The sequence below is a fragment of the Pseudoalteromonas prydzensis genome, assembly GCF_011050055.1.
Classification (GTDB): domain Bacteria; phylum Pseudomonadota; class Gammaproteobacteria; order Enterobacterales; family Alteromonadaceae; genus Pseudoalteromonas; species Pseudoalteromonas prydzensis_A.
Genome location: NZ_DRGM01000092.1, coordinates 28,854 through 45,578, shown reverse-complemented (window position 1 = coordinate 45,578; position 16,725 = coordinate 28,854). Strand labels below are relative to the sequence as shown.

Here is a 16,725-nt window from a genome sequence, read left to right as displayed (position 1 = left end):
TAGGAATACTGATGTGTAGTAAACAGTAAACGGGGTCACCCATTAGAAAGTTCTGGTCAAGCAGGCAGTTGTGTTTTCTTGATCTTTTTATTCAAAAAACCAAGTGTTGTTACTTTTTAAACTCACTTTAAATATGACTATGCATCCAGTAATGACGTCGATTGGTGTGAATATGTAAAAGTGAATAGGGTCAGGTCTTTCTTTTTGTCTTTATGTAATTAGTGGCAAAAAACAAGACCTGACCCCGATAGTGGACCCCGATAGTGCCGTGACCCCGTTTACTGTTTACTACACATCAGTATTCCTATCAGTAATAAGCGAGAGCCGCAGCTCTTTCTATTTTATTAACAAACTCATATAAAGCAGAATTCCTAGTCATACCTACGAAGTCATAACTCTTGTAATTAGAGTTTTTATTAACTTCGATAGAGTAACAAGAAAAACCAAATATATTTTCAGTTGTAAAATAACGTGAAACATTAAACTCTTCTAATGATTTCGAGGCTAGAAAAATATTATTAACATAGTTAGGTGATAGTAAGCTAAACACTTTATTTTTCTCATTGTCTATATAATAAACCGTTCCTTTTGACATCTCATTTTCAAAGAGTGTAACACTATAACTATTAGTATCCGGATGCATCTGTCGGACCAACAAAAAATTATTTAATTCCGAAGGTTTACTAATACTCTCCCTAACCTCTCCTTCTAAGCTGTCGAATATTTTCTCGTCAAAAGTACATAGTTCTTTATATTCATACGAATTATTGTCAAACTTGGAGCAAGCAGTTATCAGTGAAATACTAATTATAAATAACAATTTAAGGTATCGCATATAACGTTCCTTTTTCTAGGTAATGTGTGCGTTGGTAATTCGCACCTGATTGCAACCTTATTCTGTTAGTATATCTGACAGCGTAGGTTTCCATAGCACCAAGACCTCTGACAGGGTCACCTATCTTGATTCGATCATTTCCTCCAAAGTAGCCTCGGGTCATAGGTCCCCAAACATGGAATACCTCATGAGCTAATGCAAAGTTTGGAGAATCATTCACAGTACCTTTATTAGTATGAATACTGTTTCGTTTTTTTGGATTGAAAACAATCCCAGCATCATAGCCATCAGCAATCCCTGCACCATTATTTGGCCCAAACTGTATGAGTAAAGACTGTCCTCCTTTTGTAATGCTTTTAAGCATTTTCTTACCAGCGTCTGTTTTAGCTATTGAAGTTAGACTTCTTTTTACTTGGGTATCGAACCCTTTTGGGCCAAGTGTATTATAATTGAAGCCTTCGCCATCAACGTTAATTGTTTGAGACTTAGTCTCAAAGTTCTGAAGATCGACATCATTACTTTTTAAGCCCCCATCGAAACCAAATTCAATTTTAACGCTAACTGAAGGTGTTTCATTTCCCCCATCCGTTTTAGTATTTCCCTGCGTTTTAGCTTGTTGCTTTTTAGCTTCCAGCCCATCAACACAACCGCCGCCCGCAGCCATATTCAACATACAAGTAACCGCTTGCCCTTGCGCGAAGCCCTTAGCAAAGCCACCTGCAAAATTAGCCATTGCTGTCCCACCACCGTCTATTGCTTTAGCTATTCCGACTGCTAACTTGGCGTATCCATAATAAGAATATGCTGCTAACATCCCCTTCAATACAGTGGCTGCAACTCCTACTACAACTTGTTGGGAAACCATAGCGTTTAACGCCCATATGGCTATAGTCGCGAAAATATACCCACTTGGATCGGTTTTGTTCAGCGGGTTATTCACTACATACGAGTAACGGTTTAAGTTTTGAATGTTCTCTGGTGCTTGCACCATGGGATCTGCTTGTAAGAAGCGCCCGAGTATAGGGTCGTAAATTCGCCCACCCATATGAACTAGGCCTACCTCATCCATTTGTTCATGCCCAGTAAAACCACGTAACGTTATTTTACTGGTAAATTTAGCTTGGTCGCTGAAATCTCTCGCCCATGTTTTCGCATCACGCCGTGCACCAAACACATCAAAGCTCATGGTTTGTTCAAGCTTACCATTGGCATCAGCAATTACATGTGTTGAACCTAAGTGATCATCTAACATGTAACGTGTTGTGGCTTGACTATTCACCGTCGTCACTAATACTTTGCCAGCAATATAGCGTTTACTCACCCACGCACTTTGCCCTCCGTAGCGAATAAACTCAACATTACCTACGTAGCGAGTTTCTTGAGCTAACGGGATAAATACTGTGATATCACCGTTTAGGATAGGGATTAAACTACCTTTTTCGCCACCAAACTCTGAACGTTTGTAACGTTTACCTGCCCCCGAGTAGGCAAACTCAACCCAATAATCGTCTTTTTTGATGTAAGTCGGTTTATGGAATGAGTTATATACCAGCTCACGGTCATTATCTTTAACCATATTACCAGCAGCATCATACTGGTAATTATTAGGGCGAGACCCTGTAACTTGTGTCACAGCATGTGGGCGACTACTTTGATAATAATAAGTACCCACCCCTGTTTTATAGGTGATATTACCCAACTCGTTATAGCGAATATCGGTACTTGCGCCACCTGAAATACGGCTACTTGTTACACGGTTTAGGCTGTCGTAACCAAAGGTCTCTTTTTTATTTACTACTAAGTCTTGGCGATAATTTAAGTTACCTAGGTTGCTCCAGTCGTAGCGTAAGTTTTGCAGTGTACCGCTGCCCGTTGAAACCATGCTGGTTAATAAACCAGTATGAGCATCAAACACTTTGTTACGGGTAATCCTACTTCCGAGTTGTTCTTTGGTGATATTACCAAACGCATCCGCTGCTTTTGCTTGCCAAACCGTTGCATTGGTTTGGTTATCTTTTACAGAGGTTAGGTGCTTGTAACTATTATAAATATACGAAACCGATTTTCCGGTTGCGTCTGTTTCAGTTAATAGTTGACCATTATTATTGAAAGCCCAAAGCTCTTTATAGGTATCACCATCAATAATAGTGTGTTTTTCACGGTTGCGACCAAATGCATCATAATAAAAGCGTTCAGTAAACCCACTTACTTTGTCACTGGTAGTATACACCATGCCTTTAGCATAACTACCACTGTCGTACGTAGTGACAGTGTGATGCTCAAGTTTGTTGTTACGCTTTCGCACACTTTCAATAACACGACCTAACGTGTCATATTTATACGTTATTAAATTTCCGTTACTATCGCTTTCTTGACTAAGCTGGTGATACGCATTGTAGCTGTAGTTAACAGTCCCTTTATCGGGATCAATTACCTGCGTTTTATTGCCATATTTATCAAACGTAACTTTAATTTGGTTACCTTTAGGGCCCGCTAATATACGCGATTTACCATTTTCATCGTATTGGTAAGTGGCTGATTTACCATTAGCGTCGATCACTTTAACCAGTAATCCCATCGCATTTTTCAGCTGTGTATTTTTGTGCCCTGAGGGATTAATGGTGGTAACCTCTTCACCATTGTATTGTGTATCCCATACAGAACCATCGGATTTGGTAACTGATACAACGCGATTTTGTTTATCATACTGGTAAGTATTCCAAGTCGGGGTAGCATTTGCAAAGAATGGCATTGACTCCTGAATTTTACGCCCTTTACTATCGTATTTGTAATCAACATACACATAGTTTCCATTAAGCACGATACTCCCCTCACGCAAGGGGCGCCCTAGTACATCAAAGTAACTTCGACTCGCAGGCGATCCTTCGCTGATAGTTTCTTCATAATAAACCGAATTTGAAGGGCAATGTGACGTGCTTTTACACCAATATTTAGTTTTACTGTTGCTCAGTGCTTGACTACCTGATGTACTGCTATTGTTTGCGGGTGTCGATATCTCTCCCGTTAAACGACCAAGCTTGTTATATGTATAATAAGTACGTTGACCATTTGCTGTTTGTGTATAGCTTTTGCGCCCATAGCCGTCATAACCAATCGTGCTACGATGTCCTAAGGTGTTTTCTTCTCCAGTAACGTGTCGATAGGTACTATCATAATAAGTATGTAAAGTTTTAGTTGGTAAACCTGCTTTACTGACGGTTTCTTTACTGATCAAACCATAACTATTTAAGGTGTATGTTTTGGTCACGCCATTGTCTGCTATCGATTTCGTCAACCTGCCTAAGCCATCATAAACAAAGGTACTTATATGGGCGTTAGTATAATTACCTTTATTACTGCCAGATAAACGATTTAAATAACGTTTGCTTTCTGCTTTTCTAGTTAATCGCCCACCGTAAACACTATAACTGTATGTATTGGTTGAGCTGCTATGTGCATAACCATTACGGCTATCGACGGTACTTGCTTCAGTGATTGGGTTACCAAAATTATCAATAGCCAATGTTTTAATTTTCGTGGCGATAACAGTTTGGTTACTATCATCCGTATTATAACTACGCGTTTCTGTGCGGTTTGGAAAAACTAAGTAAGGGACAGTTGCATTTGCAGTTTTAAAAGCAGTTTCTTGCTTACGATTATACGTAGTTTTTATCTCTGACTTTAATCGCCAAATATTACTGTTTACAGTGGCCGTAGATAGTGTTGCAACCTTTGCCAAATCCGAAGCTGAAAAGTTATTTACCGACGACATTTGCTTGCTACCTGATGCCATTGTAAATTGTTCAGCATCTGCAATGGGTACTGTTCTAGGAATTTCGCATGCTCTATCTCCCCACTTGCAGTTGCATACCTCAGGTATAATTTCGCATGGATCACCAGGGGGATTTCCACCGCCATCGTCAGAACCACCGCCAGAGCTAGTATCATCACCATAACGTACATAGGACTGAACTCGCTCGGCACTACCTCGATAATCACCATCTTGGCGATAGGTTGTTATAACTTTAGTACCTGTATTATTACTTTCGATTTCTATTTGTCTAAAGCCCAACATACCACGGCCAACCTGCACCTTTGCACCGTGATATTTGTAAGTAATTTGGTCGCCCCCTTTGCGCAGTAAACTAACCACTCTCGCTCCCGATTTAACATCGGTAACACGACCATTCCCCCAATTTTTACTTCTTGCATCATTATGTGGAACATACACATTACGGTTATTTAACGTAGAATAAGTGACATGAGTTTTGGCACCAAAACCATCCGTAACCGAGGTTATTAACGTGGCTGCTGCATCTGAATTTTGATAAAGCCCCATCCTTCCAGAAAAAACAAGCTTATCGGGTGTACCATCTCCGGTGACATCCATGTAGGTAGAAAAGTTATAATCTGAACGGTTATCTGTTAATTTTCTTGATGTGAAACCACTACCATTATAAAAATGGAAATAGTCTCCATAATTCTCACGATAGATCTCTTGCACGCCATCACCGTTAATATCAACAGTTTTTAAACTTGGCTTATCATAAGTAAACAGATAAATAGCGCTATTAAAACCATTGCCATTATTAATACGTGCGTACCATTTATTATTGTTATCGCGATATAGAATATCCGCCAACCCATCTCCATTCAACTCAGCAACTTGAATGTCTTTTATTCCTGCGGTACTGCCAACAGTTAAAAACTCATCAAATGTATCGTTTCCTTTTGAGATTAATACTTTCCAATATGTAGTCCTTGAAACTCCCTGAGTTGTAACTAATCCTTCAGTCTTTTGAACTTCATTGAGCATAGCCTGTTGTGGAATATCCACAGAGGCTAACATATTAACTGGATTTAATTGGCTACTATTCACTGGAATTAAGGCATAATTAGCATCCAAATCACCATTGTTATGAAGCTCTTCAATCTGGTTCTCTGTTGCTAAGCTAGACTGACTTATTTGTTGATTTGATGCTAAAGGAGCAGATCTTGGATTTACATCACAATCAAATCTATTTCTGCAAGGGGGTTCTTCAATATAAGTTGACAGCTGTACTTTTGCTAAAAAATCGGCGCGGCCATCACCGTTAAAATCCATTGCCTGAAATGTATTATCTTCCTTATCATATGCCAACATAGTTGCACTAGAATCAGCAGGAGCAGATAGATTAAATTTAATCGCCTTTGCCGCTCCACTTGCTAAACCCGTTTTAGTGCCTTTCTGGTAAGATAATTTATTTCCTACAAAGTGAAGTAACTCAGGATATCCATCAGCATCAATATCCATAAAGCGGGTATTATTATCATTACTTGGTTTACTTATTGCGGTTAAATCAGTAAACGAAAAATTCATCGCTGAGGTATGTTTTAAAACTCGCCAATAACTTGAGCCTGATGGCATATACAGAATATCATCTTTACCGTCTTTGTCGTAATCAATGACTTTCCAGGTTTTTCTAAATGATTTGCTTGCTAAGTTATTAAAGCGTTTTTCCGTACCAAAACCACTCCCTGTATTTGGTATTAAATAAAGATAATCAGTTGAGCTACCACGGTCGTTTCTCACGTAAGCAATGTCTGTGAGTCCGTCGCCATTAAAGTCTAAAAATTGATGCGCTTTGTAACGACTATTTCTAGAATAATCAGTGCCAATATCACGCCCAAGCTTCACGCCACCTCTATTTGTCCAATTAAATATAGTAGGTGAAAGGCATTTATTATCGCTAGAACAGGCTTGCACTTTTTGCAATATACTTTGAGTAACGCCTGTGCCAATATCGCCATAGGTCAAATTATATCGACGTATCAAATTACCAGAATAATACGATTCAACGGTTTGAAGACGTTTAGTTAACGTAATTTTATTACCTTTTAAATAAGTTATACTGCTTGTATCTGCTCGAGTTTGCCAATTAAAACGTATTTCATTGAGAGTAGTATTTCCATGTCCTGAATACTTAATTGAAACTGGATAATACTCTAAACTTCCACTTACGTTACCGTAGTTATAGCTATAATAATTTCCAGACGCATCTTCAACGCGCTTTAAAGCCCACGCAAAGCCTCTGCCATTCGTTGCTTTTATTAATGCATCTTGTGCCGAGCTATATTTCCCGTAAGTATATTTATTACCCTGAGTGTCATAGACAGTAAATGCATAGGGGCCTGTTGAAGTATTGGTTGTATGCGCTACTATTTTTTGGCCATTATTTTGTCGCGTACGATATTCTGTATTGTTAGCACCATATGTTTGTCCAGCTTTTAAAATAAGACGCTGACCATCAAAGCAAAACATATCGTTTTGATCTAAATTTACCGAACTAGCAACCCCATCAGTTTCCATATTTTTTTCGCAGCGGCTAATAGCACTTAAGCCACCGATATTAAAACCAACTCCTACATGGCCATTTCTGGGGGTCGAAGAGTAACTTAAAGACACACTAGGCTTAAGACCTCCTGTTGCTTCTCCGAGTGTAATTGGAATGTTATAAGTAAATTCACCACTTGGTGTTACGTTACTTTCAGCCGCAATTGTGCCTACATAATCATTCGTATTAATCGCATGCGTTAAGCCTGCGGCTTGAGCATAATACACTTCTTGAGTATCTTTATTAACTATATCAGCTCTAAAGTCGTAGTTTACATCCCGAACTTCGATTTCATTGCCAAAACTTCTAATGTCGATACCAATTTTAAAAGGCTTAACTGTTTTATTAGAAACCAACAGCTCATGACCGAGATTAGTCTGGATTAAAATATCTGGAATACCATCGCCATCAAAGTCACTTCTTAAGCGTTTACCAACCACATCTAATTCATTACTTAGTTTCATAAACTCTGATTTAGACATAGGAACAAGCTGATAGCCTTCAGCAGTTTCTATAATTCGTACATAAGGCATTGATTCAAAAAGCCGAATGCTAACAGGCGCTTCATCGATGGTTGTAACTTGCTTGACAGGTTGTTGATAATAAAGATCACCATTGCTATCTTGCCAAATATTGTTAGTTGGCGTAACTGAACTAGCGATCCCACTCCAACTAACTAGACCTAAAAAGAGGGTCCATAATCCTTTTTTATTATACATGCTGTTTCACTTTTTATTATTATTCAACAACTTTAACTTCAATAGACTCAACTTCACAAATAGGCGATGTATTATCAAATTTAAGAGCAATCGGTAAGTTAGCAGCAATCGCTGTTAATAACATAGATTGCATATTACGGTAGTTTGCACTTTGGCTATTCAAAAGCGCGGCATTATCATTATCTAAACTACATGACAAAGTTGCATCAGTACCCTCATGAAACTTGATTTTAACTTCATCCGTAGTTGCAACCACAGAACTAAAAACAACATTTGAAACTCCTTCACAAGCATATTTATTACAACTAGCATTTACAGTTCCTGAAAAAGCTAAAAGTAAAGTAAGAAATTTTATTTTATTCATAATTTAACCTTAATTAAGTATTGTTTAATTTATAATTTGTTTTTAACTAAATGCAGTGGTTTTTAAATGATAAAACGAATAATCTTGATACCTTAGAAAGACAGAGGCAGGCTTCATTTTAATCCTTTAATTTAATGACTGTTACGTCCTAGTAACAATTATACGTAAACTATATATCGGTACAATCAGCCGAAAAGATGATTAAATGAATAAAACATGAATGAAATATCGAATGAAATAACTACTTAAACGTCACTTTGCCGCCGATCATTTTATACGCGGGGGCGCCGCGGATGATTGCTTCTCGAGCGAAGGGGCGTGCGCATTGCGGGCATATACAAGGGGTTGTGGTGAAATCTTGACTGATGCGTTCGATAAAACATTTAACCAGCGCACCTTTGCCGCCTTTACGGTATTTAAATAAGGGGGCTTTACATTGGCTACAAAAAATATCGATGGTTTTGCTGGGGCCTTTTTTATGCGGTTTTGCCATTATTTTGTTACTTTTACTACAAACACGCGAATAGATTAACAGCTTATGGCCACAGACCCAAAATTAAGCCCATTAAGGTAAACTGCAAGATATGGTAACCGCTATTGATCAAAAATAGCTTAAGTGGCCGTTGTTCATAAATATAACTCATTCCTAAGGCGCTACTGACCCAACATACGCCAATAGCAAAACCAACACCGACTGCAACCCCTAAATGTGGATGTGGTCCTAAAAACATTGATAAACCAAAAGCGATAAATAACGATAAAACAAAACCGCCGCCAAATACCCACTTTGGATTTGTTGCTTTTAAATCCAGCTCCGTTAAGCCACAGCCTTCTAACCAGGCTCGTTGAAACAACCAGGGTGAATACCAAATGCCTCCTAACATAAAAGAAGACATGGCAGCTAAAAATACCGCTACAAAATCTAGTTGTGATAAATCCATAACGACTACTTATGCAAAAAATACATCGATAATTTCACTGTAGTTAATGAACGCCATTGCAGCAACTATCTAAACAGCAAAACTACCTAGAATGCGCTGCTGGTGCCCAAATATAAACGCATTAAAGTAAGCTGAACGTCGCTTAAAGTAGCTAAAAACAACTGTATTAGTAAGTTTGCCGGACTAATTTTGTTGAGTAAAAAGCAATAATTCATTTGCTGGGGATTATCAAACCCCGTAATAACTCTCCCTATTACGCTAGGATTTACTGCTGCACTGGTTTTTTTTGCAGTTTGCGCTGTAAAGTCCGCCGATGCATATTAAGTTGCCGAGCAGTGGCTGAAATATTGCCTTGATTGGTATGCAGCACTTGCTGAATATGTTCCCACTCTAGGCGTTCTGGCGACATAGTGGCAATATCAGCTGTAACTAACTCATCAATTGGCTCACCAGTGCCTGTTAATGATCGTAATAACGTGAGCATATCGACCGGTTTTGTTAAATAATCATTTGCACCAAGGCGCATAGCTTCTACAGCCGTGGCAATACTAGCAAAGCCTGTTAACAATACAATATGTGCGTCGGTTAGTAAGGCTCTCAGTGGTGCGATCAGTGCTAAACCGTTATCGTCAGCTAATTTCATATCTAACAGAATATGTGTTGGTGCGTAATTTTTAGCTACACTAATAGCCTCTAGTTTATTATGTGCCAGCTGACATGCAAAACCGTGTTTGCTTAAGCGCCGCGCTAAGGTATTGGCAAGATTAATATCATCTTCAATAATTAATAGTTTCATGCTGGCTCAACTTGTGGCTCAGCAATGGTTAATTGCACTTTAGCAACCGCACCACCTTGTGGGTGATTAAATAATATTAACGAGCCCTGTAGACGTTCAAACGTTACATTAGAAAGCATGACCGCCAGCCCCATCCCCGTTTCACTGGGCATTAACTGACCCCCTAACTCTGCCAATTGCACTGCGCTAAATCCTTTACCAAAATCACGTATAACGAGACTCACTGTTTTAGGGTTATCGGGAGTCTGTTGCCAGTTCAATTCCAGTGTTTGTTGCTCGGCCTGTTGATTGGCAAACGCGGCATTTTGTAATAAGTTTAAGATCGCTGGCACTAACATAGCATCATTAGTAACTGAGCTCGCGGGTGCTGCATTTAGCCAATTAAGCTGTTGATCAGGGTATTGTAATAGCATGGTATCGCTAATTTGTTGAGCTAATGCACTTAACGAGATAGTCGCTGCAAGCGTTTGTGTACGTAGTTCAGATGACAGGGTACGAAACTGTTTTAACTGCTGCGCGCATTGCAACAAGGGCTGCTGCATGTCCTTGACAATCTCATTATCGGGCTGCTCTTCAAGAAACTCTTCATACAATAATTGTAAATTGGCGATTGGACTGGCTAATTGATGGGTAATTTGTGCCGCAGCACCATCAAGCGTGACTAGCTGCTCTGCTCGTAGTTGTTTTTCTCGCACAGTTGCAATGGTGCGCTCTCGCGAATGCAGAGCACGGTTCATAGTGCCAATAACCAATGCAATAACGCTGGCGCTGATCACAAAATTCACCCACATGCCGACAAAATGACTGGTCATTTGCATATGGTGCATGCTGTGCTGTGGCATTTTAAATAACAAAATGCTGTATGCGGCTATCGCCAGTAAGGCAATATAGGCCAAACCTCTGGCGCTTACGCTCACTGCTGCGATCATAATAGGTAACAACAATAATGATACAAAAGCGTTCGTTGCCCCGCCACTCAGCGATAACAACACCGATAAAAAAAGCACATCGGCAGTAAGTTGCATCAACATACCGAGTTCTTTTGCTTTACTGACATTGCGATAAGCAATCACGCTTAAAATTTGAAATACCGCTTCGAGCGCGATCACGACCAATAAGGGCAATAATGGGATCTGATGCTCTAATAGAAAATAAACGGCAATGACCGCGATAAGTTGAATAGCAATTGCGCCACTGCGTAACATCAATAAACGGCTGATGGCCGGATCTGTGCGCATTAAAAACGCCATACATAAATGCCTAATTAAAGAAAGTTAAACTAATCATCATCCATGGAAATACTAAATACGGCGCACGGCGTTCCTTGATGAAACACCATTTTCCACTGGCCGTCGCTTAAGCGCCAAAGCGACATGCGTAATGAATAATTAAATTCTGCCCGCGCAGAGCGCCGATACGCAGCTTGGTAGCTTAATTGGGCGATATCATCACTGAGCATGCGGCCTTTAAAGTGCTGATTATAAAACTGCGGCACCACTTCAGTAGGCAGCCGCGTTAATACTTGGTATTTATTAAACACAGTGCCATTAGCTGCAATTTCAATAAAGTCATCATCAAGTAAGGTATCAAGTGCCTGCTCAGATTGACGGATCTCTGGATCTAATAATTGCCGCTCAGCATCAATCAAATGATTAAACAATGACGCCTTGATTTTGCTGCCCATAGTAGTTCCTACAATTGTTTATATACGTGCCCTGCTTTCATCACAAACTGTACATTTTTCAATGTACTTATATCATCAAGCGGGGAGCCATTGACACTGATGATATCTGCTTGTTTACCAACACTCAACTGCCCTAGCTTATCTTGTTGACCAAGTAGCCGAGCGGCATCAATCGTTGCCGACCTAATAGCTTGCTTTTGTGGCATGCCATATTTTACTAACCATAAAAATTCATCGGCGTTATTGCCGTGACGCGACACGCCTGAGTCAGTGCCAAAAGCAATGTTAATGTTGTTTTTTAATGCCAACTTAAATGACGCTGCTACTTGTGGTACAACAGTGCGTACCTTATCGGCAATTGCTGTTGGCATATTCGGGTTACTTAACACTTCTTGGCTCACCGTTTGCCCAGCAAGTAATGTCGGTACTAAGTATGCGTTATGCTTTTTAAACAGCTTGATGGTCTGTTGGTCTAAGTAAGAGCCATGCTCGATTGAGTCAACACCTGCTCGCAAGGCTGCTTTAACACCTGCGCTGCCATGTGCATGCGCTGTGACACTGCGCCCCAAATTATGTGCCGTAGCAACAATTGCCTCCAGCTCTTGATCTGTAAACTGCTGACTAACACCTGCGGCAGTATTACTTAACACCCCACCCGTTGCGGTGATTTTAATTACATCCGCACCTGATTTTATAACTTCACGTACCGCGCGGCGGCAATCATCGGCGCCATCACACACCCCTAACCCGCCACTTATCACATCACTAATATCTTTACGGTAACCGTGCAGATCAGCGTGTCCGCCCGTTGGCGTAATGGTATCCCCGGCAGCAAATATCCGTGGTCCGTTAATGTCACCGCGTTCAACAGCCCTTTGCAGCGGGAAGATCACTTTATAGCTGCTGCCTAAATCACGCACTGAAGTGAAACCGGCATCTAATGTACGTTGCAGGTATTTAATCGATCGCAGTGCATAATCAGCTTCATATTCTGTAAGCCATTGATGAGGGTTAGTGTTTGCATCGCGTTCAAAAGTAACATGCACGTGCATATCAATTAGGCCAGGCATAACAAACTGATCTTTTAAGTCAATGATTGTGGCATCAGGCAATTTAAGTTCGCCGATGCTGATATAGCCTTTTTCAATACGGGTGATTATAGCATCTTCTATAACTATAGTTTGTTGTTCTTCCAGCGTTTGTTCAGCTCCAGCTAACATTGAACCGGCGTAAATAACCTGCGTTTGTGTGGCAAAGCTCGACGCGGAGCAAACCACAGCGCCAAGACAAGCTAAGATAGTGATTAATTTTTGTTTCATGTTTACCTCTTTTTTCTACTACCATTAGCCTAAATTACGTTTGATTACCACTATTTACGACATAAACTCAGCGATAAACTAGTCTTAGAAGTGGATTTTTGGTATAAATCAAACATAGATGACACATGTCTGACCACTTAAAGAGAGCACACTATGACTTACGCACACATTACGGGTTGGGGTAAATGTATCCCACCTGCGCGTATTAGCAATGACGAAATCAGCCAATTAGTTGATACCAATGATGAATGGATCACATCCCGCACTGGCATCAAAGCCCGCAGAGTAAGCCATGTAGGTACTGCAGAGCTGGCAACTGTGGCAGCTAAACATGCAATCGCCTGTGCTGGCATTGATGCTAAAGACCTAGATTTAGTATTATTGGCAACATGTACACCCTCTACTATGGTGGCAAACACGGCTTCGTTGGTACAAAAAAATATTGGTGCGGTCGGTGCAGCCGCCATGGATACCAATGCGGCCTGCTCTGGATTTTTATATGCTTTGCAAGCAGCGACAGCACAAATTCAAGCCGGTATGATCAAAAAAGCCGTGGTAATTGCTGCTGAACGTATGACCTGGTATGTAAACTGGGATCGCCGCGACAGTGCAGTATTATTTGGTGATGGCGCCGGTGCCGTGGTACTTCAAGCAGCCGACACGCCAGCGGGTTTACTGGCTACAAAAACAGGCTGTGATAGCGAAGACCGTGATATTTTACACATCACCAACTTTGGCAGTGACTTAGATAAATATGTGCCTATTGGGCCATCTGATTTATTGTTTGAAGGACGCGAAATCTTTAAACGCGCAGTAAAAGGCATGAGCGAAGCCTGTGATGATGTGCTTACACACGCCAATTTAAGCCTCGATGATATCGATGTACTTGTGCCGCACCAAGCAAATTTACGTATCATTCAAGCCATCCAACAGCGCTTAAAAGTGCCGGATGAAAAAGTAATGGTTAACATTGGCGAATACGGTAATACATCGGCAGCAACCATTGCGATTGCATTATGTGAGGCCGTTGAGCAAGGATTAATTAAACCGCATGCCAATATTATGTCTGCAGCTTTTGGTGCCGGATTAACCTGGGCTGCCAGTTACATAAAATGGGGCGAGCGTGTCACACCAATCAATATCAGTGATGCAACGCTGCCACCGTGTAATAAAACTGGTTTAGAATTAGTAGCCCCAGCGATAGCTGCCTGTAAAGGCACCGATCTGTAATCATAATTTTATTAATTAAGCAGCGGCGTATCGAAATATGCCTCTGCTCAACGGTACTGATCTATGCAATTACTCGCAATTCATCACGCTGCAATTATTTGCAGCGATTACTCTCGCTCAAAACACTTTTATCATCAGATATTAAAGTTACCGATTATTGCCGAGCACTTTCGTGCAGATCGTCACTCTTACAAGTTAGATTTAGCCTTGCCTGATGGCAGCCAAATAGAGTTGTTTTCATTTGAGAATGCGCCACCGCGACCAAGTTACCCAGAAGCACAGGGATTACGGCATTTAGCATTTAAAGTGGCGAGTGTTGAGCAAAGCAAAATTTATTTGCAAAGCCAAGGTGTGGCGGTGGAAGCGATCCGAGTTGATCAATACACAGGTAAAGTGTTCACCTTTTTTGCCGATCCTGATGGCTTACCGCTTGAGCTTTATGAGGCATAGCCCCATAAAGCTCAAGCGGTCATAGTTGCATTCAAACATTAAAAACGGTTTTCTAAGTAATTAAACACCGCACGAATACCCAGTGCTTCACCGCCCACAGGGCGACCAGGTAATGGACGTAAATTCCATGCCATTACATCAAAGTGTACCCATGGTGTGGTTGGCTCTACAAACTCTTTTAAATATAAAGCCGCGGTGATCGCACCACCAAACGGGGTGCTGGCACAGTTAGCCATATCTGCCACATCACTTTTTAACAAGCTTTTGTATTGTTCAAAGAGTGGTAACTGCCAGACAGGATCGGTTACAGCCATACCCGCGTCAATAATGCCATTCGCAACATCACGATTAGTTGAGAAAAACCCTGGTAATTCAGTCCCTAACGCAATACGACAGGCACCGGTTAAAGTAGCAAAATCAATCAGTAATTGCGGATCATCATTTTGCGCCTCAGTCAGTGCATCACATAATACTAGGCGCCCTTCAGCATCGGTGTTATCAATTTCAACCATAATACCTTTACGTGTTTTAATCACATCGCCTGGGCGAAATGCATTGCGTGATACCGCATTTTCAACCGCAGGTACCAACACACGTAAACGAATAGGTAACTTTGCAGCCATGATCAGCTGTGCTAAACCAATTACATGGGCGGCGCCGCCCATGTCTTTTTTCATGTTGCGCATGCCAGAGCTTGGTTTTAGATCTAAGCCACCAGAGTCAAAGCACACCCCTTTACCCACTAAGGTAATAAGCGGTGCATCCTCTGCGCCCCAGCGTAAGTCTAATAAACGTGGTTTGTTTTCACTGGCACGACCCACCATATGAATCGTCGGGTAGTTTTGCTCAAGTAGCTCATCACCCACCCACTCACTGAAACGACCATCGTAGGTATGTGCAAGATCAGCCATCACTTGTGATAAATGCTGTGGCATCATGTCTGCCGCAGGAGTATTAACTAAATCTCGGACAAGGTTGATAGCGCTTGCTTGCTGATCAAGGCGTGCAAAAAGTGCCGCATCGGCTATCGCCAATTGCGCTTTAGCAGCGCCTTTGGCTTTATATTCACTAAACTCATAACCGCCTAACATAAAGCCTAGTGCAATCTGTTCTAATTGTTGTTCGCACTCTTGCACTTGGTACAGACCAGCAGGCAACTTGCTCGCTAAGTCCCCAGCTAACCAAAAATCGTCAAGGCTATTAACTAAACAATACACCTGACTTAGCACACCTGTTTGTGGATCAACCACCAGTGCCATACCTTGCGTGGCAAAATCACAGCTATTTAACCAGTTTTGTAAAAAAGTAGTTTGCTGCTGTTGCCACACAGCTAAGTCATTTTTAACAACAAAAGACAGCGGAATACCAGCAGAACTATGACGAATTAATGCACTCATTAAATGACTCGTTTAAAATAATAGGATGATCAAGCATATCAATAACCCAGCGTAAAAGGTATAGCGCAGAGGCTATCCTTTTTAGTATATGACACTATTTTTTTACGCTTGGTTTTACACTTTGCTTTGCGGCTTTTTCATGGGCGGGTTTTTGTTGTTGCTCTTCATCAATTAACTGATCAATTTCTTTAAGTGGTTTATTGATGTTGAATGAACTTGGTAATACATCCACGCCCACCCATTGACCAAGCTTCACGACTAAGGGAATTGTCAGCGGCGCAAACGGTAAAACGGCAAATACACCTAACCCTAGCCCTTTGAGGATATCAATAAACTGCGCATTGGCTTTTTGCAGGTCCTCTTTACTAACCTCACCTTGGCTGTAGCGACGATAAATAGTGAGCATTTCTTTGGTTTCTTGCTTTTCTTGCGCCAATGCTATTTTAAGTGCCACCATAGCGCGCTTGAAACGCAATTGTTGGCGTTTGGTACTAATTTTTGCCACTCGAATTGGGGCACGATGAATAACTTTATATAGTCGCATAACGCTATTCTCACATAGCCTTAACACTTCACAAAGCATAATTTAATACAATCACCGATTAACAGATCCGCA

13 protein-coding genes are annotated in these 16,725 nt (G+C 40.9%); 2 read left to right on the top strand and 11 right to left on the bottom strand.

Annotation, left to right across the window (positions count from 1 at the left end; genetic code table 11):
- Positions 1-307: 307 nt before the first annotated feature.
- The 9 genes from ENH88_RS08695 to ENH88_RS08655 form a co-directional block, all read right to left on the bottom strand.
- A complete protein-coding gene (locus ENH88_RS08695) occupies positions 308-835 on the bottom strand; it encodes a hypothetical protein (protein ID WP_304181691.1) in 528 nt (175 codons plus the stop codon).
- Positions 822-7,928: an FG-GAP-like repeat-containing protein gene (locus ENH88_RS08690; protein ID WP_304181689.1), complete on the bottom strand. Its 7,107-nt coding sequence runs from the start codon at positions 7,926-7,928 to the stop codon at positions 822-824. The genes ENH88_RS08695 and ENH88_RS08690 overlap by 14 nt, the downstream gene beginning before the upstream one ends.
- Positions 7,929-7,947: 19 nt before the next feature.
- Positions 7,948-8,292 (bottom strand): hypothetical protein, encoded by a 345-nt coding sequence (locus ENH88_RS08685; RefSeq protein ID WP_304181687.1) that lies wholly within the window; start codon positions 8,290-8,292, stop codon positions 7,948-7,950.
- 241 nt (positions 8,293-8,533) lie between these two features.
- Entirely contained in the window at positions 8,534-8,785 is a 252-nt protein-coding gene (locus tag ENH88_RS08680; protein WP_304181685.1) for a hypothetical protein, read from the bottom strand.
- A gap of 43 nt (positions 8,786-8,828) precedes the next feature.
- Positions 8,829-9,233, bottom strand: coding sequence for a DUF1761 domain-containing protein (locus ENH88_RS08675; RefSeq protein ID WP_304181683.1), 405 nt, complete (start codon positions 9,231-9,233; stop codon positions 8,829-8,831).
- 265 nt (positions 9,234-9,498) lie between these two features.
- Positions 9,499-10,029 carry a response regulator transcription factor gene (locus ENH88_RS08670; protein ID WP_304181681.1) on the bottom strand — a complete coding sequence of 177 codons (531 nt, stop codon included), beginning with the start codon at positions 10,027-10,029 and terminating at the stop codon, positions 9,499-9,501.
- Positions 10,026-11,267 carry an ATP-binding protein gene (locus tag ENH88_RS08665; RefSeq protein ID WP_304181693.1) on the bottom strand — a complete coding sequence of 414 codons (1,242 nt, stop codon included), beginning with the start codon at positions 11,265-11,267 and terminating at the stop codon, positions 10,026-10,028. Before ENH88_RS08665 ends, ENH88_RS08670 begins: the two co-directional genes overlap by 4 nt.
- A gap of 41 nt (positions 11,268-11,308) precedes the next feature.
- On the bottom strand, positions 11,309-11,713 hold the full coding sequence (locus ENH88_RS08660; RefSeq protein WP_304181679.1) for a DUF4440 domain-containing protein: 405 nt from the start codon (positions 11,711-11,713) through the stop codon (positions 11,309-11,311).
- An 8-nt stretch (positions 11,714-11,721) separates the two neighbouring features.
- Positions 11,722-13,032 carry a metal-dependent hydrolase family protein gene (locus ENH88_RS08655; protein WP_304181677.1) on the bottom strand — a complete coding sequence of 437 codons (1,311 nt, stop codon included), beginning with the start codon at positions 13,030-13,032 and terminating at the stop codon, positions 11,722-11,724.
- Positions 13,033-13,185: 153 nt separating this feature from the next.
- On the opposite strand from ENH88_RS08655, the gene ENH88_RS08650 reads away from it, so the two are divergent.
- Both ENH88_RS08650 and ENH88_RS08645 read left to right on the top strand, forming a co-directional pair.
- Positions 13,186-14,262, top strand: a complete 1,077-nt coding sequence (locus ENH88_RS08650; protein WP_304181675.1) for a ketoacyl-ACP synthase III — start codon at positions 13,186-13,188, stop codon at positions 14,260-14,262.
- Between the two features lie 63 nt (positions 14,263-14,325).
- A complete protein-coding gene (locus tag ENH88_RS08645) occupies positions 14,326-14,712 on the top strand; it encodes a VOC family protein (protein WP_304181673.1) in 387 nt (128 codons plus the stop codon).
- 38 nt (positions 14,713-14,750) lie between these two features.
- On the opposite strand, the gene ENH88_RS08640 is transcribed toward ENH88_RS08645, so the two are convergent.
- Positions 14,751-16,109 carry a leucyl aminopeptidase family protein gene (locus tag ENH88_RS08640; protein ID WP_304181672.1) on the bottom strand — a complete coding sequence of 453 codons (1,359 nt, stop codon included), beginning with the start codon at positions 16,107-16,109 and terminating at the stop codon, positions 14,751-14,753.
- A gap of 94 nt (positions 16,110-16,203) precedes the next feature.
- Positions 16,204-16,653 (bottom strand): hypothetical protein, encoded by a 450-nt coding sequence (locus tag ENH88_RS08635; protein WP_304181671.1) that lies wholly within the window; start codon positions 16,651-16,653, stop codon positions 16,204-16,206.
- Positions 16,654-16,725 lie beyond the last annotated feature (72 nt).

Coding starts and splice junctions, on each gene's coding strand:
- ENH88_RS08650 (WP_304181675.1), top strand. CDS start 13,186: ATGACTTACGCACACATTACGGGTTGGGGTAAATGTATCCCACCTGCG.
- ENH88_RS08645 (WP_304181673.1), top strand. CDS start 14,326: ATGCAATTACTCGCAATTCATCACGCTGCAATTATTTGCAGCGATTAC.
- ENH88_RS08695 (WP_304181691.1), bottom strand. CDS start 835: ATGCGATACCTTAAATTGTTATTTATAATTAGTATTTCACTGATAACT.
- ENH88_RS08685 (WP_304181687.1), bottom strand. CDS start 8,292: ATGAATAAAATAAAATTTCTTACTTTACTTTTAGCTTTTTCAGGAACT.
- ENH88_RS08655 (WP_304181677.1), bottom strand. CDS start 13,032: ATGAAACAAAAATTAATCACTATCTTAGCTTGTCTTGGCGCTGTGGTT.
- ENH88_RS08670 (WP_304181681.1), bottom strand. CDS start 10,029: ATGAAACTATTAATTATTGAAGATGATATTAATCTTGCCAATACCTTA.
- ENH88_RS08690 (WP_304181689.1), bottom strand. CDS start 7,928: ATGTATAATAAAAAAGGATTATGGACCCTCTTTTTAGGTCTAGTTAGT.
- ENH88_RS08635 (WP_304181671.1), bottom strand. CDS start 16,653: ATGCGACTATATAAAGTTATTCATCGTGCCCCAATTCGAGTGGCAAAA.
- ENH88_RS08665 (WP_304181693.1), bottom strand. CDS start 11,267: ATGCGCACAGATCCGGCCATCAGCCGTTTATTGATGTTACGCAGTGGC.
- ENH88_RS08680 (WP_304181685.1), bottom strand. CDS start 8,785: ATGGCAAAACCGCATAAAAAAGGCCCCAGCAAAACCATCGATATTTTT.
- ENH88_RS08675 (WP_304181683.1), bottom strand. CDS start 9,233: ATGGATTTATCACAACTAGATTTTGTAGCGGTATTTTTAGCTGCCATG.
- ENH88_RS08640 (WP_304181672.1), bottom strand. CDS start 16,109: ATGAGTGCATTAATTCGTCATAGTTCTGCTGGTATTCCGCTGTCTTTT.
- ENH88_RS08660 (WP_304181679.1), bottom strand. CDS start 11,713: ATGGGCAGCAAAATCAAGGCGTCATTGTTTAATCATTTGATTGATGCT.